This is a genomic window from uncultured Alistipes sp., from assembly GCF_902388705.1.
Taxonomy (GTDB): domain Bacteria; phylum Bacteroidota; class Bacteroidia; order Bacteroidales; family Rikenellaceae; genus Alistipes.
In genome coordinates, this window is record NZ_CABMQJ010000002.1 from 39,051 (window position 1) to 60,534 (window position 21,484).

15 protein-coding genes are annotated in these 21,484 nt (G+C 57.9%); 13 read left to right on the forward strand and 2 right to left on the reverse strand.

Going from position 1 to position 21,484, the window contains the following annotated elements:
- Nucleotides 1-134: 134 nt before the first annotated feature.
- Nucleotides 135-1,796, reverse strand: coding sequence for a hypothetical protein (locus tag QZT71_RS01000; RefSeq protein ID WP_295911263.1), 1,662 nt, complete (start codon nucleotides 1,794-1,796; stop codon nucleotides 135-137).
- A 459-nt stretch (nucleotides 1,797-2,255) separates the two neighbouring features.
- Between QZT71_RS01000 and glpK the strand changes: the two genes are divergently transcribed.
- The 13 genes from glpK to QZT71_RS01065 all read left to right on the forward strand — a co-directional run bounded on the left by glpK (nucleotide 2,256) and on the right by QZT71_RS01065 (nucleotide 18,647).
- Nucleotides 2,256-3,752, forward strand: a complete 1,497-nt coding sequence (gene glpK, locus QZT71_RS01005; protein WP_295911264.1) for a glycerol kinase GlpK — start codon at nucleotides 2,256-2,258, stop codon at nucleotides 3,750-3,752.
- A gap of 11 nt (nucleotides 3,753-3,763) precedes the next feature.
- Nucleotides 3,764-4,507, forward strand: coding sequence for an MIP/aquaporin family protein (locus QZT71_RS01010; RefSeq protein ID WP_295911265.1), 744 nt, complete (start codon nucleotides 3,764-3,766; stop codon nucleotides 4,505-4,507).
- A gap of 252 nt (nucleotides 4,508-4,759) precedes the next feature.
- Nucleotides 4,760-5,329, forward strand: coding sequence for an AraC family transcriptional regulator (locus tag QZT71_RS01015; protein ID WP_295911267.1), 570 nt, complete (start codon nucleotides 4,760-4,762; stop codon nucleotides 5,327-5,329).
- 106 nt (nucleotides 5,330-5,435) lie between these two features.
- A complete protein-coding gene (locus QZT71_RS01020; protein ID WP_295911268.1) occupies nucleotides 5,436-7,919 on the forward strand; it encodes a heavy metal translocating P-type ATPase in 2,484 nt (827 codons plus the stop codon).
- Nucleotides 7,920-8,353: 434 nt separating this feature from the next.
- Nucleotides 8,354-9,265 (forward strand): site-specific integrase, encoded by a 912-nt coding sequence (locus QZT71_RS01025; protein WP_295911270.1) that lies wholly within the window; start codon nucleotides 8,354-8,356, stop codon nucleotides 9,263-9,265.
- Nucleotides 9,266-9,690: 425 nt separating this feature from the next.
- Nucleotides 9,691-10,203: a hypothetical protein gene (locus QZT71_RS01030; protein ID WP_295911271.1), complete on the forward strand. Its 513-nt coding sequence runs from the start codon at nucleotides 9,691-9,693 to the stop codon at nucleotides 10,201-10,203.
- A 221-nt stretch (nucleotides 10,204-10,424) separates the two neighbouring features.
- On the forward strand, nucleotides 10,425-11,594 hold the full coding sequence (locus QZT71_RS01035) for an OmpA family protein (RefSeq protein ID WP_295911272.1): 1,170 nt from the start codon (nucleotides 10,425-10,427) through the stop codon (nucleotides 11,592-11,594).
- 342 nt (nucleotides 11,595-11,936) lie between these two features.
- Nucleotides 11,937-12,092, forward strand: a complete 156-nt coding sequence (locus QZT71_RS01040) for a hypothetical protein (protein WP_295911274.1) — start codon at nucleotides 11,937-11,939, stop codon at nucleotides 12,090-12,092.
- A 42-nt stretch (nucleotides 12,093-12,134) separates the two neighbouring features.
- Complete coding sequence (locus tag QZT71_RS01045; RefSeq protein ID WP_295911275.1) at nucleotides 12,135-13,496, forward strand: fimbrillin family protein; 1,362 nt, start codon at nucleotides 12,135-12,137, stop codon at nucleotides 13,494-13,496.
- Nucleotides 13,497-13,569: 73 nt separating this feature from the next.
- Nucleotides 13,570-13,722 carry a hypothetical protein gene (locus QZT71_RS01050; protein WP_295911278.1) on the forward strand — a complete coding sequence of 51 codons (153 nt, stop codon included), beginning with the start codon at nucleotides 13,570-13,572 and terminating at the stop codon, nucleotides 13,720-13,722.
- Between the two features lie 20 nt (nucleotides 13,723-13,742).
- Nucleotides 13,743-15,812, forward strand: coding sequence for a fimbrillin family protein (locus QZT71_RS01055; RefSeq protein WP_295911280.1), 2,070 nt, complete (start codon nucleotides 13,743-13,745; stop codon nucleotides 15,810-15,812).
- A 347-nt stretch (nucleotides 15,813-16,159) separates the two neighbouring features.
- On the forward strand, nucleotides 16,160-17,830 hold the full coding sequence (rho, locus tag QZT71_RS01060; protein ID WP_295911281.1) for a transcription termination factor Rho: 1,671 nt from the start codon (nucleotides 16,160-16,162) through the stop codon (nucleotides 17,828-17,830).
- Between the two features lie 46 nt (nucleotides 17,831-17,876).
- Nucleotides 17,877-18,647 carry a S1/P1 nuclease gene (locus tag QZT71_RS01065; RefSeq protein WP_295911283.1) on the forward strand — a complete coding sequence of 257 codons (771 nt, stop codon included), beginning with the start codon at nucleotides 17,877-17,879 and terminating at the stop codon, nucleotides 18,645-18,647.
- Nucleotides 18,648-18,786: 139 nt separating this feature from the next.
- Here QZT71_RS01065 and QZT71_RS01070 read toward each other — a convergent pair whose 3' ends face one another.
- A complete protein-coding gene (locus QZT71_RS01070) occupies nucleotides 18,787-21,456 on the reverse strand; it encodes a response regulator (protein WP_295911284.1) in 2,670 nt (889 codons plus the stop codon).
- Nucleotides 21,457-21,484 lie beyond the last annotated feature (28 nt).

The following is a 21,484-nucleotide window of genomic DNA, read 5'->3' on the forward strand; positions in this document are numbered from 1 at the left end:
TGTTTTACACCCACAGAAATCCATAAAAACATTACACGAAACACATATAACTGATTATCAACGAATTAAACATAAAATCCCCAAAGCACGACCGCACCGCACCGGGGGGGGGTATTTCGCTGATAATAAGCATATTACTTGAACATTTCCAGAAACACCCTTTTCGACGGGGCGTCCGATTCGGCGATTTTCGATTTCAACCGGGATTTTTTCGTATAGACATTCCCGAGGCTGTCTTTGGTAAAAACGCTGATTACCCGGGGCGAGAACCCCGCATAGATATAGCAGAGCAGGTCGAACTCCGGTTCTTTGAGCGAGGGTAACTCCTGCCGGGCCTTTTCCATGACACGGTCGTAACACATGTTCACGACCTGTTCGATTTTCTGCCTGCTCCCGGCGTCCGAGGCATAGGAATCGAGCAGGGTGCGCACCTCCTCGTAAATCGCTTTCTGCTCGGTTTTCGTTCCCTGGCGCTCATAATAGGCCGAGGCGAGCCGGTCGATAAGCGCAAACCGCTCTTTGACCACCTGCCGCAGTTCCGAGGACTTCGAACGCAGCAGTTCCATGCGTGCGAGCATGTTCCTGTTGACCGTATTCACCTCGTCGACGGCGGACATATACTCGGCGACCGCCTGACGGCGGCGGCGACGGTTGATATAGGCGACATATCCGACAAACAGGACAATCGTAAGGAACAATGCCGACGCCAGCCACAGCTTTTGCCGCAACATGCGCAGCGTACGCTGCGAAACGCGCTGTTTCTTTTCCAGATAGTCGCGGTGCAGGCTGGCATAGGAGCGTTGCAAAGCGATGCGAACCAGCGAGTCCTGCGTCGAGAGACAGTCCCGGAACTCTTCGGCGGCCTCCCTGTACCTGCCGTTATCCAGGTGGATATTCGCAGCGGCGCTTTTCCACTGGGCGAGGGCCGACGGTTTGCCGCCGACCTGCCGTCCGGCACGCTCCAGGTAGAGCCGGGCGCTGTCCGCATGCCCCTGCGCCTGCTGCGCCAGAGCCATCGCGATATTCTCCTCGGCTTCCCACTCCCGGTGCAGGCGGCGCCTTATCTCCCAAAGCGAGGCGGCGGCGCGCTGCGGTTGGTCCTGTCCGATATAGGCCAGCGCGAGGTTGCCCAAGCAGGAGTACTGCATCGCCGTATCCCGCTGCCGCTCCGCCATGCGCAGGGAGCGGATGTAGTAAATACCCGCACTGTCGTATTTTTCCAGGTTGGAATAGGCCTCGCCGATGTCGAACATGGCGTAGGCGCAATGGCCGTCGAGCCCGGCCCTGCGGAAATTCCCGCAGGCCTCCTGCGCATATTTCAGGGTATTCCGGTAGTCGTACTGCGAATGGTAAAGCTCTGCAATCTGGTGGTACAGCAGGCCCAGCGTATAGGGATCGTCCAGTTCGCGCCCGAACTCCTCGATGTGCAGGAAATAGAGCAGCGCCCCGGTAGAATCGCCCCGGTTGCACAATATCCGGCCGTAATAGTAACCGGCCAGAAACCGGTTGCGCCGCGGGCCGTGGCGGCGGTAGTACTTCCGGGCGATGCGGATCAGCGAGTCGTTCGTTTCGTCGATGAAATTTTTATCGAGCGCCTGCGAATAGAGCAGCGCATAGCGGGCGCGGGCGCTGCGGCGGGTAATCTGCCGCTCGTCGAGCTGCTGCAGGAGATACAGCGCACTGTCGGGCCGCGTCGCCATGAGCCCCTCGGCCCAATCGAGGTGCATACCGACCGTCCGGGCATCACACCCGGCAAGGCCGACGACCGGCAACAAGAGCAGGATGATTCGCTTCACGACCGGCTTTAAGGCCGCAGCCGGAGTCCGAAAAAAATTCATATGGGAAGTGGGTTAGGAGTGACCGGTGCCGTTTTCCGCCGCGCAGTGCAGCGGCCCGGCCCGCCGGGGCGACAGCAGGAAGCCCTGTGCACCGGCAATGACAGCCGGGGCGAGCAGATTTTGCAAAGGGCCCGTTATTCATACGCAAGGTTCGGGTAGAGGGTATATATCGAAGAAACGGACGGCTTCCCGATATATTATGCGGACGTAACGAAATACATTACCAGCCAAGAGGGTGGAAGCGACGATGGTTTCGAAAAAAAAACGAAACGCTTTCGTTTCGAATCCCGGATTTTTTTCATAGATTTGTAAACGGCGGAGCTGCCGCAACCGGGCAGCAGGGATAGCCGCCGCACACCGGCCGGACCCGCACAAAACCGGGGCCGGGGAAAAGAGTACGCTAAAACCTAAAAGAATATGGAACAATACATCTTGTCGCTGGATCAGGGAACGAGCAGCTCCCGGGCAATCGTTTTCGACCACAAGGGGCAAATCCGCTCGGTAGCGCAGCGGGAATTCACCCAGATATTCCCCAAACCGGGATGGGTCGAACACAACCCGCACGAAATCTGGTCGTCGCAGGCATCGGTAATCGCCGAAGCAATCGCCGCCATCGACATCAACGGGCTGAACATCGCCGGAATAGGCATCACCAACCAGCGCGAAACCACAATCGTATGGGACGCGGAAACGGAAGAACCGGTGTACAACGCCATCGTCTGGCAGGACCGCCGCACCTCGGCGTACTGCGATGAGCTCAAAGCTGCGGGAAAAACCGGGTTTATACGCGACAGGACAGGGCTGATTATCGACGCCTATTTCAGCGCCACGAAAATCAAATGGATCCTGGATAACGTGGCCGGAGCGCGCGAGCGCGCAGAAAAGGGCAAGCTGATGTTCGGCACGGTCGACACGTGGCTGATTTGGCGGCTTACGCGCGGCGAGGTGCACGTGACCGACGTGAGCAACGCCTCGCGCACGATGCTTTTCAACATCCACACCCTGCAATGGGACGAGGAACTGCTCGAACTGTTCGACATTCCCGCATCGATGATGCCCGCGGTGAAATCGTCGAGCGAGGTATACGGCGCGACGAAGACCACCATATTCGCCCACAAGGTGCCCATTGCGGGTATCGCGGGCGACCAGCAGGCCGCCCTGTTCGGGCAGATGTGCGTCGAGCCGGGGTCGGTGAAGAACACTTACGGCACGGGATGCTTCCTGCTGATGAACAGCGGCGAGAAACCCATCACGTCGTCGAACAACCTGCTGACCACCATCGCCTGGAAAATCGGCGACAAAGTCAATTACGCCCTCGAGGGAAGTATCTTCGTGGGCGGATCGGTCGTGCAATGGCTGCGCGACGGACTGGGTATCATCCGTTCCTCGTCGGAGGTCGAAGCGCTGGCCGCCTCGGTGGCCGACACCGGCGGGGTTTACTTCGTTCCCGCGCTCACGGGATTGGCGGCCCCGCACTGGGATCAGTACGCGCGGGGGGCTATCAGCGGCATCAGCCGGGGCACGACGGCAGCCCACATCGCCCGCGCGGCGCTGGAGGGAATAGCCTACCAGACGCTGGACATCGTCGGCGCCATGCAGCGCGACTCGGGCATCACGCTCAAGGAGCTGAAGGTCGACGGCGGTGCGGCGCGCAACAACCTGCTGATGCAGTTCCAGTCCGACCTGCTTGCAACGCGCGTCATACGCCCGAGCGTGACGGAAACCACGGCTTTGGGCGCCGCCTACCTCGCAGGCCTGGCCGTAGGATACTGGGAAAGCATCGACGAAATCCGGCAGCAATGGCAGGCGGAGCATGTCTTCGAGCCCACCGCCGACCGCGACCATATCGCACAGGCCGTCGCAGGCTGGGAAGACGCCGTCCGACGGGTGTTACGCAATAATAACGACCAATAAAACCTCAAACTATGGAAATATCGTTGTATACCAAGTGCCTGTTCGAGTTTATCGGGACGCTGGTGCTGGTGCTTTTGGGCGACGGGGTAGTCGCCTCCACGGTGCTGAAACGCTCGAAAGGCTTCGAAGGCGGCTGGGTCGTAATCACCATCGCGTGGGGCCTTGCCGTGATGTGCGGTGTGCTGATTGCCGGGCCCTATTCGGGAGCGCATCTCAATCCCGCCGTGTCGATCGGACTGGCGGTCGCAGGCTCGTTCCCGTGGGCATTCGTCCCCGGATACATCGCCGCGCAGCTGCTGGGCGGGTTCTGCGGCGCCGTACTGGTCTACCTCTATTATAAAGACCATTTCGACGCCACGGACGACCCGGCTACGAAACTCGGCGTGTTCTGCACCATGCCCGCCATCATGAACAAACCGCGCAACCTGTTCTGCGAAACGGTCGGCACGTTCCTGCTGGTATTCGTGATTCTCGCCATCGGCAACGAACAGAACACACCCGAAATCGGGATGGGAAGCCTCGGGAGCCTGCCGGTGACGATGCTCATCATGGCCATCGGCATGTCGCTGGGCGGCACGACGGGATATGCCATCAACCCCGCACGCGACCTGCCGCCGCGCCTGGCGCACAGCCTCCTGCCCATCAGGGGCAAGGGCCCCAGCGGCTGGGGTTACAGCTGGGTTCCCGTAACGGGCCCCGTGGTGGGCGCACTCGTGGCAGGCCTGATTTACGGATGCATCTATATCTGCGGCTGACGGCGGCAGAATGCCGGTTCACACCTATGGCCGCCCCTGTCCCCGGGAGCGGCTTTTTCGTATCCGGCCGTAAATGCGCATCGCCTCCTGACGGAAACATGCCGTCCGTTTCGGCGAGGCGAAAGCCGGGACGAGAAACGGGATTGTCGCCCGATGCAGGCAAATTTAGGCGGCAGCCCGCCAACAACGACGGGCATGCGGGAAATTTTCCCGGATATTTTTCGTTAATTTACAGAAGACAATTCCCAACGAATGGACACGACGACATTTCATATCAAAAACATGGTCTGCAACCGCTGCATTCTGGTCGTGCGGCAGCTGCTCGAAAAACTGGAACTCACGCCGCTCCACGTCGGGCTGGGACAGGCAATCGTGCAGGAGGAGCCGACGGAGGCGAAACGGGAGGAACTGAAAAACGCGCTGGAAGCCGTTGGCTTCGAGTTGATCGACGACAGGCGCACGGTGCTGCTCGAGCAACTCCGCAATGCGGTCGTCGATTTGGTGCATTACCACGACAACACCCTGCGCACGAACCTCTCGGACTACATCTCCGAAAAATTCCACAGCGACTACGGCGCCTTGAGCAGGCTCTTCTCGGAAGTCAACGGCGTCACGCTCGAGAAATATTACATAGCCCAGAAAATCGAGCGGGTCAAGGAACTGCTGGTGTACGGCGAGTTGTCGCTGGGCGAAATAGCCGACAAACTCAACTATTCGAGCACGGCCCACTTGAGCGCCCAGTTCAAGGGTGTGACCGGAATCACGCCCAGCGAATTCCGGCGGCTCAACGACAAAGCGCGAAAGCCCCTCGACAAGGTGTAGGGCGCCCGCAGGGCGGCGGAATGTTGTAAATCGTATCCGTAATTATGTAACGCCCGTCCCGGGCGCAGGCCTTATCTTTGCAGTGCAACCAAAAGAAAACACTGCAATGCCGACACATCGCACCGTAAAAACGATATTTCCCGTACTCGACATGAGCTGCGCGGCGTGTGCCGCACGGGTGGAAAAAGCACTGGCTCACCAAACGGGTGTCCGCGCCGCACACGTCAACTATGCGGCGGCGACCGTTGCCGTGGAGTACGACCCGGCACAGGCCTCGCCCGAATCGCTCCGCGAAGCCGTCCGGAAAGCCGGATACGACCTGCTGACCGCTCCGGGCCCCGCTGCGGCGGATGCGGAAAAGGAACATGCGGAACGGTTCCGGACGCTGAAACGCCGCGCGCTCTGGGCGCTGCTACTCGCATCGGCCGTCATGGCCGTGGCGATGTTTTTCGACGATGCGCCCTATGCCGTCCCCGTCATGTGGCTGCTCTCGACCCCGGTGGTATTCTGGCTGGGACGCGGATTTTTCATCCGCGCATGGCGGCAGCTGCGGCACGGCACGGCGAACATGGATACGCTGGTAGCCGTCAGTACGGGCACCGCCTATCTGTTCAGCCTCTTCAACATGCTCTTCCCCGGATTCTGGCTCGCGCGCGGCATCGAGCCGCACGTCTATTTCGAAGCGGCGAGCATGATCGTCGCCTTTATCCTGCTGGGAAGGCTGCTCGAAGAGCGGGCGAAAGGCAACACGGCATCGGCGCTCCGGAAGCTGATAGGCCTGCAGCCCGGCACCGCCACGGTTATCGACGACAGGGGCGTGCAGCACGAAGTGCCCCTCGACCGGATTCGCACGGGCAGCAGCGTGGTGGTAAAACCCGGCGGCCGTATCGCCGTCGACGGAACCATCACCGAGGGCGGCTCCTACGTGGACGAAAGCATGTTGAGCGGCGAACCCGTCCCGGTGCGCAAAGTCCCCGGGGAACGGGTTTTCGCCGGAACAATCAACCAGAAAGGATCGTTCGTGTTCCGGGCGGAAAAAGTCGGAACGGAAACCATGCTGGCGCACATCGTCCGCCTGGTACAGCAGGCACAGGGGAGCAAAGCCCCCGTACAGAAACTCGTCGACCGGATTGCGGCGGTGTTCGTGCCCGTCATCATCGCCGTCGCCGTCCTCTCCTTCCTACTATGGGTCGTATTCGGCGGCAGCGGCGGGTTTACGCACAGCCTGCTGGCCTTCGTGACCGTACTGATCGTCGCATGCCCGTGTGCGCTGGGACTGGCCACCCCGACGGCCATCATGGTGGGAATCGGGAAAGGAGCGGAGCAGGGTATCCTGATTAAGGATGCGGAGAGCCTCGAAACAGCAAAAAAAATCGACACGGTGATACTGGACAAAACCGGAACGCTGACCGAAGGCAGGCCGGTCGTGACCGACCTGATATGGGCCCGGGGCTCGGAAGGGCTGGAACCGCTGTTCCTCGCGCTGGAAACGCGCTCGGAGCACCCTCTGGCCGAAGCCCTGACAGCCCGGCTGAAAGGAGGGCCCGTATCCGTCGGCAGTTTCGAAAACCTTCCCGGCCGCGGGGTAAAGGGCTGCGCAGGCGGACGTACGTACCTCGCAGGCAACCGGCTGCTGCTGGAGGAGCACGGCATCCCTGTCGGCGAGGAGCTGCTCCGGCAGGCGGAGCGATTGGCCGCACAGGCCAGGACGGTCGTCTGGTTCGCAGACGACACACATGCGGCGGGCGTCGCCGCGATAGCCGACCGCATCAGGCCCGGTGCGGCAGAGGCCGTTGCGGAACTGCGCAGCATGGGACTGGATGTGCAACTGCTGACGGGCGACAACGAAGCCACAGCCCGCGCAATCGCCGCAGAAGCCGGAATAACACACTACGCCGCCTCCGTACTGCCGGACGGAAAAGCCGGGCATATCCGCCGGTTACAGGCTGCGGGACACAGGGTGGCGATGGTCGGCGACGGCATCAACGACAGCGCGGCGCTGGCACAGGCCGACTTGAGCATCGCCATGGGACAGGGCAGCGACATCGCGATGGATGTGGCGAAGATAACAATCATCACCCCCGACCTGGGGAAAATCGCCGAAGCACTCCGTCTGTCGGCCATGACCGTCCGCACCATCCGGCAGAACCTCTTCTGGGCATTTATCTATAACCTGATCGGCGTACCCGTCGCGGCCGGCGTGCTCTATCCGGTCAGCGGATTCCTGCTGAACCCGATGCTGGCGGGGGCCGCCATGGCGATGAGCAGCGTCAGCGTGGTAACCAACAGCCTGCGGCTGAAAGTCAAACATGCCGGGAAACGCGCCGGCATCAAAACGGATGTCAAACCTCACACCTATGATAAACAAATGAAAATGGAAAAGAAGTATCGAATCGACAGAATGATGTGCAACCACTGCCGGATGCACGTCGAACAGGCGCTGAACAGCTTGGAGGGCGTTCGTGCGACCGTATCGCTGGAACCGCCCGTGGCAACGGTCGAATTCAGCGGAAGCGAGAAGCCGATCGGCGAATTGCAGCGGGCGCTCGACGGGGCGGGGGATTACAGGATATCGGAAACGGAAGCCTGATTTCCGGAAACGACGCAGAGGGCGCCGCCGCAGGTCTTTATGACCCGCGGCGGCGTTTTCGTTATATCCGGATATTTCCCGCCAATAACTTCCCGGCCCGATTTCCGGACTTCGGCGTTTCCGGGACTTCCGGTCAATATTTCATTTAGTCCGTTAAATTTCAGGCAAATAAAAAAGTACGTCCGATTCCGGGCGGCAACCGGGCATCAAATATTGTATAATCAGTATATTACATACAACATCAGGTCATCCGCAATACGCTCCGGAGACGACTAAAACCCACAATATCATGGAGATGGATGCCGATAATTGGAAGCAATTTTGTATCTTTGCACCCAGTGACCAATTCTTCAAATTAAATTTACTTAATTATGTATTCGCCAGATTCCGCCTTTACGGGGCGGCATCCGGTTGCCGGGCCATACCCGGCAAGGATGGACCGTGCCCGTACCAAGGAGCAATTCGACTTCATGTCGTGTTTCTTTCTCCACATCTCCGATTACGAAAAGGCCGGGCGCAAAGGCTCGGCGGCCAATTACCGGTCATCCTACCGGCTGTTGCTTCATTACCTGAACGGTCAGCACCTGACCTCCAAACACCTTACGGCCCGTTGGGCAGAGCGTTACGAACGCTGGCTCCGGGCCCGGGGCGTAACGACAAACACGGTGACCTTTCACCTGCGCAACCTGCGGGCCGTCTACAACCGGGCGGTGAAAAAACGACTCATACCGTCCTCGCATCCCAACCCGTTCAGCCACCTGACCGTCAGGCAGACAGTCACCCGCAAGCGCGCCCTGTCCCGCATGACCCTCAAGCGAATCTGTACGGCCGACCTCTCGGCCATGCATCCCAAATACGCACTCGCGCGCGATATATTCATGTTCAGTTTTTTTACGCGCGGCATGTCGTTCGTGGATATGGTCTACCTGCGTAACTGCGACATCCACGACGGAGTGCTGACCTACGCACGCCACAAGACCGGGCAGATACTCTCGATGCGTATCGAACCCCAATTGCAACACATTATCGACCGCTACCGCAACGCCTCGCCCTATCTCTTCCCCGTACTGTCGAAAGACGACAGCTACCGCAATTACCGCCAGCAGCAGCGCGAGCTGAACAAATTCATCCGAAAAATCGGAGTCCTGCTCAATATTCCGGAACCGCTGACATTCTATGTCGCACGACATTCATGGGCAACTCTAGCCCGGGATTGCGGCACACCGCTCACGGTGATCAGCGCCGGAATGGGACACACGTCCGAACGGACGACGCGCATCTATCTTGCACAACTCGACCACAACATCATCGACAAGGCGAATCGAAAAATCATCGACCTGCAATAAAAGACGGAATAATATGATAACCGGATTTTTTTGTTGAAACGAAAGGATTCTGCCGATAAAACAAACAAAGACCCATTATTACCAATAATGTATCTTGAAATCGTAATAAGTTGTATTATAGCCGTTTCAATACATCGGCAAAAATAGAACTAATTATATTCATAACCAAACTTTTCAGCAGAAAAAATTACCGCGTCCAATGTAATAAGCTGAAAATAAATCTCTTAAATCCCCACTTCACCACTATTTCAATCCGAATCGTCCGAAAGCTCCGGACAGCCCCCGTCATGTCCGGCAAAAAGTGTCCGAACAGCGTATTTCCCTACTGACACACAGGTACATAGCTGCAAGAAGACCCATTATTGGTAATAATGGGTCACGAAATGTAATTGCATAATATTAATTTTCAAGTAGTTACAAAACGCATGTTGTCTGTGAAAATATTGTGGGCAGTGAAAATACTGCTCGTGCTGCACAAGGCGTCGGCCGACGGAGCTCCCCTGGTGAAGAGCCGCGAGTTGCTGTCGTCCTGCGTCGGGCCGGGTACAGACGCCTACATATGCCGCCGCACACTGCGCGAACTGGTCGCCAAAACCGATTATGTAATCTGCGTCTTCCTGTCGGGAAGAACCTACTACAAATGGAACGAAAACTTCCGCCCCACGCTGCACGACCTGATATCGCAGCTGGAGGGAGGGATGCACGAGGCGACCAACACATTCTGGTCTTACGAAAACACACGCACCATGCAGCCCCTGCAGCGGGTCTGCAGACAATTCGACAACCACATACATAACTACCTGTCAAATATATACATCGAAGAATTGGAATCACCCGCACTGTCAAAACAGGGCCGGTTCCGAATGTCGCAGTTGTATCCACAGGCTGCGGACGGCACGGAAAAACAATCCGGCAATTGCCAAAATGTCAGCCCATGAAGAAAAACGCACGCTTAACGGGCCGGTAAACCCCGGCAAACGAAGAATGGAAGGATCAACACCTGTCGATTTTATCCCCTCGATACTCACGATAGCCGCCACAGCGCTGACGGCAGCCGTCTGCTACCGCCTGTACCGGACACGGAGGATAGCCCCATGACGGATTCGCAGAAAGAACATTCATACCGGAAAAATTCTAATCACTACAAAAACATTCAAACATGAAACGCCTCTACCTGATTGCACTCTTTGCCATGTTCTGCGGAGCCGCCACGGCCCAGGAAAACGGCAACCGCGACGCCCAAAACCGCATCGTGCGCGGCCCCTATGAAACCAACCGCTTGTTCGACAACATCTTCGTCGGAGTCGCAGGCGGTGTAAACCTCTATTTCGGCGAACACGACTCCAGGGGTAAATTCGGGCAGCGCCTCGCCCCCGCACTGGACATCCATGTCGGCAAGTGGTTCACGCCTTCGATCGGCGCTCGCGTCGGATACACGGGCCTGCAGGCAAAAGGATGGACGACCGCCGGCTCGATGTACGCCAAAGGCGCCGACGGCGACCTGTTCAAGGAGAAATTCGGCGTATCGTACCTGCATGCCGATGCCATGTGGAACTTCTCGAACGCCGTAAGCGGCTACAAGGAAGACCGCACATGGAACTTCGTACCCTTTGCCGGCGTGGGCTGGGCCCGCTCCTACGGCAACGGCACGCACGACAACGAAATCGGCTTCGACGTCGGCCTGCTGAACGTCGTACGCCTGTGCAGCGCACTCGACCTCACGCTCGAAGCGCGCTGCCTGCTGGTAAACCAGCGTTTCGACGGCGTTACGGGCGGCCGTATCGGCGAAGGCATGCTCTCGGTGACCGCCGGACTCGCATACAAGTTCAACCGCCGCGGCTTCAAGCGCGCGTCGCAGGCACAGCCCGCCGACTATACGCCTTACCTGGAGCGCATCAAACGGCTCGAAAACACCAATAACGAGCTTGCATCGCAGAACTCCGCACTCGACGCCGAAAACGAGAAACTCCGCAACGCCCCGGCAACGGTCGTTTCCGAGCAGAAGGTATCCGCGTCGCCCGTAGCGCTCTTCTTCAAAATCGGCAAGGCCACGCTCGACAAGAAAGAGCTCACGAACCTCGAATTCTACGTCAAGAACGCCATGAAAGCCGACAAGGACAAGACGTTTACGCTAATCGGCTCGGCAGACAAGGATACGGGCACCCGGGAAATCAACCAGCGCTTGAGCGAACAGCGGATGGAGTATGTATTCGACCTGCTGAAGAACAAGTACGGCATCGCCCCCGACCGCCTGATCCGAAAAGCCGAAGGCGATACGAACAACCGCTTCGCAGAGCCCGAACTGAACCGCGCGGTCATCGTGGAATAACCCCCAGCAGCTCGTTCACATGCCACGTACCGCAACCCCAGCAACAAGCGATGCCGCCCGGCCTTCGACGGCTCCGGCCTATCTGCTGGCCTACCTGGAGGCAAAGGAGGTGCGCGTATACGCCCCGCGCAAACAATGCCTGTGGGCTGTACAGCAGCTTCCGCAGCAAGAAGAACAGCGGATAGAGGCGGAACTGCAGCGGCTCCGGCACAGCGGAGAGCGGACGTCCGTACTGGAAATAGAATTTTCCGCGGACGGAGGAGCAGGCAGCACACGGGTAGTGTGCGTTCGGGGCTGACAGCAATGCAAGACAATAACTTTCACAATAAAAACAGATCGACTATGAAAAATCAATTTTTGCCCTATGAAGCGCCGGAGCTGTCCCTGATCTCCGTTCGCGTGGAAAAAGGATTCGCCGTAAGCAGCGACATCGAACCGGGAACCGGCGGCGGTGAGCTGGGCGGAACGAGAACGTACTCCTATGACGATTACGAATAGCAGTCCGGCCACCTGAAAAATCAAGACAAAAACAAGAAACCTATGAAAAAATTACTCGTTATAGCAATGCTTGCCGCCATCGGCATGATTGCGTGCAGCAAGGACGACGCGACGGCTCCCGCCGAAGACACGCAAAAGTATGTGCAGGTCACCATCCCCGAGGAGATGCTCACCCCCGAAACGCGCACGGCCGTGGACGGCACGGCGACCACCTGGGTAGCGGGGGACAAGATAGCCGTATTCCTCTACGACGGTTCCGCGACGCGCAAATGCGAATTCACGGCCGACAAAACGGGCGCGACCACCACGTTCACCGGGGATGTACCCATCGGTTCCTACATGCTGGCGGCAGCCTACTACCCGTACAGCTGCAACGCCACGTTCGACGCCGTAAACAAGACCTTCAAGCATACGTGGGGCTCTTCCTACTGCACGGCGAACCTCGCCGACTACGACTTCATGTATACGAATATCTGGGAAACGCCGTTCAGCGTCAGCGAAACGACGACCCTGATGCCCGTGCAGTTTACCTTCAGGCCGCTGATGGCCCGCATCAAGGTGACGCTGGGGCTGGGTGCCAGCGAAACGCCCAAGAAAGTCACGTTCACGACCGGCAGCAATGTATTGCCGACGGCCGGAACCATCGACCAACTGGGCAATTTCACCGCATCGGCCGTAGGTAATACGCTTACCGTCGACACCGACCGCAAAGAGTTCGTAATCGGCATGCTGCCGGTCAGCATCCATTCGACCATGAGCGTACAGGTTACGACCACCGACGGCCTGACCTATTCGGACAAGTCGCTCACGCTGGCCGGACTGAAACGCAACCACCACTACACGATGAGCGTTCCCTGCAACAGCAAGACGATGACAATCACCGTTCCCGATGAAATCGACAAGAAGTACGGCACCGACACCTGGAAAGACAACGGGTTCTACTCCGTCGACCCGCAGTACGACCCGGCGGGGATTTTCGACGGCTGGTACTTCTACCGCGCGGAAATCAAGAGCGACAAGAACGGCGACGACAAACTCAAGAAGAACCGTATCCAGCTGCAGGTTCCCGCCGGCACCAACAACGACAACAACGGCGCGTTCGTCACGGCCCCGATACAGTGCGACGGCTCGAAAACCGTGAAAGTGACTTTCGAAGCGGCGACGAACCGGGCGTTGGTGAACATCAAATACAGGATAGGCCTCACCGACGCCGGAGTTTCGATAACGGAGTCTTTCCTGCGTAACCGCAACAACATCCAGGCCGGCAACGACAAGGAGTGCAGGTCGGGCACCCAGACCCACACGTTCACGGTCACCAACGGACAGCGCATCATGGTCAAGATATTGAGCACGGCCGGCTCCTACCATGTGGAGTTCGCGAACTTCTCCTATACGATCGAATAACTTCGGGAAAGTGAATCCATAAATCGGGACGGAGTCGACAGCCGTCCCGATTTACATATAAAACAGACATCTGATGAAAGCAGCTTACACAAAGCCGGAACTGGAGGTATTCGCAGTCGCGGCGGAGGCGGGATTCGCAATCTCCCAGCCCCACGGCGGAGAGGTGGGCCCCGGCTCGGCGGACTACTCCGCAAGCGGATGGGGCGCCTATGAAAATGAACTGTAATTGCGTTAAACTTGCCTATCATGAAATACGAACATACATTCCGTCTGCTGACGCTGGCCATGCTGCTCCAGACCGGGTGCGGAGAGGATCCCACCGAAACGGCGGGGAAATCCGAAACAGGGCCTTCGGCGCAGGGCGCTCCCGTTGTGTGCCGCCTCGCAATTGACAACGGCGACGCTCCGGCTGCCGAAGGCACCACCCGCACCGTCTACGGCCCGCTCACGGACGATTATTATCCGATTTACTGGCGCAGCGGCGACCGGGTGGAAATCATCTGTCCACAAACAACCCCGCAGCGGTCGGTGGTCGAAGTCAGCGTATCCGGGCCGACCGAAAGCGAGGCCGACCTGAGCGATACGGGCATGGCCTGGGGAGAGGACACGCATTACAATTTCTATGCGTTCTACCCGGCAAAAGCCATTCAGGCCAACAGCGGCTCGATCGTCGTAACGGCGATTCCGGCCGTGCAGACCTACGACAACGGCGAATGCGACATGCAGTATGCCTACATGGCGGCATGCGCCGAGGGGGTGGAACGCGGCACGGAAGTGCCGTTCACGTTCCGGCCGCTGATGACGGCGGTGACGATACAAATCGGCTTCTCCGAAGAAACCGAAGTGCAGAAACTCGTGTTGTCGAGCGAAAACGGTCCGGTAGCAGGCACTTTCACCTATGACATCGCCACAGACCGGAGCACGGTCGACCCGGACCGCAGCTCCCGCGTGCTGGCCCTGCATATGACCACGGGCGACATTCCCTACATCCTGCTCGATGCAGGCTCGAAAATCGCGGTCACGGCATTCATGCTGCCGCAGGATATCGAAGGTCTGACGCTGACCGCCGTAACGACGGGCGGGAAGACCTACGGCTACACGACGCAGGCGACGCTCAAAGCCGGCCACCGCTATTCGTTTACAATCGGCGACATGCAGGCACAGGCGCAGCAGACGGCGGAGGACGGATCCGACTGGATGAAATACCTGCCCGACAACGTCTACCTGTCGCAGGTGTCCATGCCCGGATCGCACGACGCCTGCACGATGTACGGCTCGCATTACGAATACAAAAGCGGCATGCCCGGCGAAAGATACCATTTCAAATGGCTGCAAAACGTCGTATTCGGATATATGAACACGACCAAAATCATCAAGGCACAGGAGCTTTCGATCGAGGAGCAGCTTGCCGCCGGCGTACGCATGTTCGACCTGCGGCCCAGCGCTTCGGGCAGCTCCGTAAGCGACCTTCCCATACAGCACGGCATCGCGCCGCTGGGCGACCCCACGCTCGGGGGCTACACACCGGGAAGTTCCGACCGGCAAGAACTCGCGCCGTTCAGGCTCTCGCACCTGCTCGACCGCTTCGTGCAATTCCTCGAGGAGCATCCGGGGGAGACGGTGCTGGTGCACATGAAGTACGAAAACACCAGCGGAAGCGGCAAAACGGGGTGGAATAAAAGCGTGGTGAGCTACATCAAGTCGCAGTGCGAAGGGCGTATCGCCGATTTCCATCCCCGCATGACGCTGGCCGACGCCCGCGGCAAGATACTCTTCATAATTCGCGAAGATTACAAATCGGCGAACAACGGCCAATACCTCGGCGCATACCTGAACTGGACGCACGACAAGGTGGTTTTCGAAACGACGCTCCACGGCAACACGGGCGACGTGGCGCAAATCAAGGTCAACGACCTCTACAACATCAAGAACGGGTCGTCGGACGGCGTGAAGAAAACGGAGGCTATCGACGACTGCATCGCCTATACGTACAACACGACGGATGTGACCCGCTGGTGCATGAACTACGTCAGTTGCTACGACACGGCCCATTGCAGCGTATCGGGCATCAGTATCTTCGGTGCGGTGGGGGACTACGACTACTGCGCCAACCTCTACAACAAGTACACGGCGGACAAACTGAACCGATACTCGTTCCGCGGAAACGTCGGCATCGTGCTGATGGACTTTGCGGGTGCGGAGTACGCCACGATGACTTACGGGCAGACCTACTCCAACATGCGGGTATACGGCGACGACCTAGTGAAAGCCGTCATCGCCGCCAACAACAAGTGGGACCTGCGCCGCAACGAATAGCCTGCGGCAGAAGGCCCCGCCGACCATCGGAATCAACCAGCACAAAAACCTCCCGGGAATATCCCGGGAGGTTTTGCACACACAAACATTAACAATACAAACAACACAATGGCTGAATCGCCCGTTTGTTCCGGTACAAAGGTGGGGGTAATTTACGGCTCCCGCAATCGCCACTAATAAGTATTTTATCCCCGAAAACTCCCGATATATGGTGAAACCGTACGACGGAACCGCGTGACCTGCAATTTTTTATTTTGAATTTCGAAATAATGCATTATCTTTGCAAGCGAATTCCAACACCGCCGGCGACCGCCGGAGTTTCGAAAATCACTTTGAAATAGAAATATATGCAGGATTTAAAAGCGCTCGAAGGGAAAAATCTCGCCGAATTGCGTGAAATAGCCAGAGCACTCGGCATTGAAAACATCATGGTAAAGAAGCGCGAACTGATTGAAAAAATCGCTGGGGGCATCGCAACCGACACTCCCGCAGACAATAAGGACAAAAAGGGAAAGAAAAAGGAGGCACCCGCTGCGGATACGCCGGCGGAAACCGTTCCCGAAGCGTCAATGACTCCCGACAGGGAGGCAGAACCGGCGCCCAAAGCCCCCCGGGGCCGCAGGCCGCGCATTACCAAGACCGAGAATACCGCACCGGCGCAGCGTCCGGCAGCAGCTCCCGAAATGCCCGCCGCGCCGGAGCTTCCGCTGGATACCGTCGCGGCAGAGCCCGAACCCGAAACGGCCCCCGCACAGGCGGCACAACCGGAAACGGCGGAACCCAAGCGCCGGGGCCGCAAGCCCAAAGCGCAGGAACAGGAGCAGGGCAATCCCGAGCCGCAGGCCGCCGCAGCCCCCGAGGCGCTGCAATACGAGGACGAGATAATCACCAAAGACGATTTCGCCGGTGAAATCGAAGGGGAGGGCGTACTGGAAATCATGCCCGACGGCTACGGGTTCCTGCGCTCGGCCGACTACAATTACCTGAACTCGCCCGACGACATCTACGTATCGCCGTCGCAAATCAAACTTTTCGGACTCAAGCCCGGGGACACGGTGAACGGTGCCATCCGCCCGCCGAAAGAGGGTGAAAAATACTTCCCGCTGGTGCGCGTGAACGAAATCAACGGCCTCGCGCCCGAATACATCCGCGACCGCGTACAGTTCGAATTCATGACGCCGCTCTTCCCGAGCGAGAAGTTCTGCCTGACGGGCAACGGACACAACAGCCTTTCCACACGCATCGTAGACCTCTTTTCACCCATCGGCAAGGGGCAGCGCGCCCTGATCGTGGCACAGCCCAAAACCGGTAAGACGGTATTGCTGCAGTCCATCGCCAACGCTATCGCCGACAACCACCCCGAAGTATACATGATTGTCCTGCTGATCGACGAGCGTCCCGAGGAGGTTACCGAGATGGCCCGCAACGTCAAGGCCGAAGTCGTGGCGTCGACTTTCGACGAGCAGGCTTCGCGCCATGTGAAAGTGGCCGAAATGGTGCTCGACAAGGCCAAGCGCATGGTCGAATGCGGACACGACGTAGTGATTTTCCTCGACTCGATAACCCGCCTGGCACGCGCCTACAACTCCGTGCAGCCGGCATCGGGCAAGGTGCTCTCGGGCGGTGTGGACGCCAACGCCCTCCACAAGCCCAAACGGTTCTTCGGCGCCGCCCGCAACACGGAGGAGAAAGGCTCGCTGACGATTATCGCCACGGCGCTGATCGACACCGGCTCGAAGATGGACGAAGTGATTTTCGAGGAGTTCAAGGGCACGGGCAACATGGAGCTCCAGCTCGACCGCAAACTCTCCAACAAACGCGTTTACCCGGCCGTCGACGTCATCGCTTCGGGTACGCGCCGCGAAGACCTGCTGCTGCCGCGCGACGTGATGAACCGCACGTGGGTTCTGCGCAAATACCTCTCGGACATGAATCCCGTCGAAGCGATGGAATTCCTCCAGAAACAGATGAACCTCACGGACACCAACGAAGAGTTCCTCGCCACGATGAATCATTGACGCCGTACCATATCCCACATCCCACTTGCATCAAAACCCAACGAAAATGAAAAGACTACTCATCCTGCTTTCATGTTTATTCTTCGTCCACAGCGCGTTCGCATGGGGACAGAAAGGACACGATATCACGGCATACATCGCAGAATGCCACCTGACGCCCGAGGCCGCCGAGAAAATCGACAAAGTCCTGAACGGACACTCTCCGGTTTACTATGCCAACTGGCTCGACGTGGCCAGCCACACCCCGGAATACGCATACAGCAAGACCTGGCATTACCTGAATGTCGACGAGGGTATGACCGTCGACACCATGCCGGCAAACCCCAAGGGTAACGTACTGACAGCGGTAAATACGCTCGTCGCCGAACTCAAGGCCGGCGACCTGGCCCCCGAAGAGGAAACCCTCCGGCTGAAAATGCTAATCCACCTGGTAGGGGACATGCACTGCCCGATGCACCTGGGCCGTCTTTCGGATATCGGAGGCAACCAGCGTCCGGTGCTGATGTTTAACCGCAAAACCAGTCTTCACTCCGCATGGGACTCGGCGATACCCGAGGCGGCACACAAGTGGAGCTACTCGGAGTGGCAGGAGCAAATCGACCGGCTGACGGACGACGAAGTGCTCCTGATACAGGCCGGCGAACCCTATGACTGGGTCAAGGAGACGCACGCCATCTGCGTCGGCGTCTACGAAGATTCGCCGGAAGGGACGAAAATATCCTACGATTACGTGGACAAATACACACCGGTTATCGAACAGCAGTTCCTGCGCGGAGGTTACCGGCTGGCCAAACTGCTGAATGAAATATATCGGTAATCCCGACCGGACAACAAAATGAAACGGCCCCGCATTGGCGGGGCCGTTTCATTTTGCAAGCAGGGCGTCGGGACGCCTTTTGCAGCCCGTCTCTGCTTTCGGCGGGCCCGACGGCAGGCCCGACGGCAGGGTAGCGCGCCTACCAGTCCGTTGAAAACAGTTCGAGCAGTTGACGGCGTTTCACGGGCTTGGCCAGGAAGGCATTGCATCCGGCCTCGATGGCGCTGGCCTTGTCCGAATCGAAAGCGTTGGCCGTGAGCGCCACAATCGGAACCGAGGAATTGAACTCCCGGATTTTCCGGGTCGCTTCGAGTCCGCCCATGACAGGCATTTTCAAGTCCATGAGCACGAGGTCGAATCTTCCGCTGCGTACCGCTTCGACCGCCTTCACGCCGTTTACCGCACGCGTGAGGTCGTAGTCCTTGAGCATATGCCGCACCAGCGAATAGTTGCTGTCGTTGTCCTCGGCGACCAGAATCCGCATCTCCCTGTCGTCGTTCCCGGCGGGAACGGCATTCCGCAGCGGACGGGACAAATCGGTTGCATCGGAACGGCCCCGTGTACCGACCTCACACGGGAGCCAAGCCCAGAAAGTCGAACCGGAGCCCGCCTGGGAACGGAACCCGACTTCACCTCCCGCAGCTTCGATGATCGCTTTGCAGATGGCCAGTCCGAGCCCCGTGCCCTGAGCGAACTCGTTGAGTTTCTGGAAACGGCCGAACACCCGTGCCTGCAGCTCCTCGGGAATACCGGCCCCCGTATCCTCGACATAGATCCGGACGCCGCCCCTTTCGGCGGCATATCCCATTTTTATATGTCCCGACCGGGTGCATTTCACCGCATTGGTGAGGAAGTTCATCCACACCTGTTTAAGGCGGTTGCAGTCCAGAAACACCCAGCAGTCCGGAAGCGAATTATCCATGTGCAATTCGACATCCGGATTGGTGATTTTCTGCTGCATCATCAGATAGAGTTCGTTGCAGACCTGCGACAGGTCGAACTTTTCCCGCTTGCGCTCGAGTATGCCCGACTCGATTTTGGAAAGATCCAGGATGTCGTTGATCAGCCGCAGCAGCAACTCGTTGTTGGATTCGATAATCCGCCAGTATTCCGCCTTTTCATCCGGGTCGTCGCAATCCACCAGCAATTCGGAGAAGCCGACGATGGCATTCAGCGGAGTGCGTATTTCGTGGCTCATGTTGGCCAGGAAAGCGGATTTGAGCCTATCGGAAAGCTCGGCCTTGTTTTTCAGCTCTTTCAGTTCCTGGGCCATCTTCTCCCATTTGGTATTGTTGAACGCAATGCCCGTATAGCGGATGATGCGGCCTTTTTTATCCCTTTCGGAGGGGATGCCGGTGATAATCAGCGTCTGCCACTCCTGATCCCACTTGGTGCGGGAACGGTATTGGAGGCTGAACTCCTTGCATTCGCCGCAGAACATGCTGTCGATATTCGCGCGTACGCACTCCGTATCTTCGGGATGGGCGACACTCAAATAATCCTCGGGGACGAGCGCCCTTTCGGAATCGAAATCGTTCACCGGGTCGTTGAACGAGCGGAACTGCCCGGTCGCCACATCGAAATCCCAGTAAGACATTCCGACCGTTTTGAACGTGAGTTCCATCTTGTAGTTACGCTCCTTGAGCTCCTCGTTCAACTGGTGAAGTTTGGAAATATTCTGCCGGAATCCCGTAAACCTGATGACCTCACCCTGTTCGCCGTATTCGAACGGAACTCCCGTAACGTTGCAATACTGCCAGCAGTCGTCGTACTTGGTCTGTATGCGGCAGGTAAAATTGATATTGCTCTTTTCGCCCGACAGCATGGTCTGAATGGCATCGTTGACCGACGACTGGTCTTCGGGATGGATAACCTCCAAATACTCGGACACGGTAACCAGTTTATCCGCAGCATAGTCGTTGACCGGATCGTTGTAGGACTCGAATTTCCGGGTACGCACATCGAAATCCCAATGGACGATGTCGCTCACTTTCATGGCCAGTTCGCGTTTGGCAATCAAATCCTGCGTCTTTTTGGCCATTTGTATCTTTTCGGTCACGTCCAGCTGGGTTCCTACGATTTGCAGTTTGCCCATATGCTCCGTCGAAACCCGCAGGCGGGTTTCGTAATGGCTGTATCGGCCCTCCATGCCCGGGTTCAAAACACGCACGGTAAGCTGCCCCTGCCGCACCTCGCCGCTCTCCAGCCGGGAGAAAAGTTCCGCCAGCGGAACGCGATCCTGCGGATGCAATTTCGCCTGCAAGTCGCCCAGCGTCATACCGTCGTGCACCATCGGCTCGCCGTACAGCGAACCGAACACCCGTTTGCGCACGTCGTACACCCACGAAGACATGCTGGCCGCCTCCATGGCCATTTCCAGATTTTTCTTGGTTTCCTCGGTACGGTATTCCGCCTCCTTGGTGGAGGTCACGTCGTTGGTGAGCAGCATATGCCCGAGAATCTCGCCCTTCCGGTTCCGCACGGCGACAATCCGCGCCTCGTATATAATGGTATTTTGGCTGCGGGTCGAAAAGTACTCTTTGTTTATCAACTCGAAATCGTATTCGAACTCCAGGGTGATATCCTCGCCGGACTGTATCTTCGCTTTGAGTTCCCCGTCGACATAGGGGCTGTCGAACAGGTTGATCTTATCCAGCACTTCAGACAGGTCGGTGACGCCGTACATGCGCAGTGCATGGTCGTTTATACTGCGCAGGATACCCTGCGTATCGTAAATCTCAATGCCCATCGGCAAATGTGCATAAACATCCTCCGCAAACAGGATCTGTTCGTGCAGTAATTCGGACATTTCTTTTTCAAAAGACTGCTTACGGTTT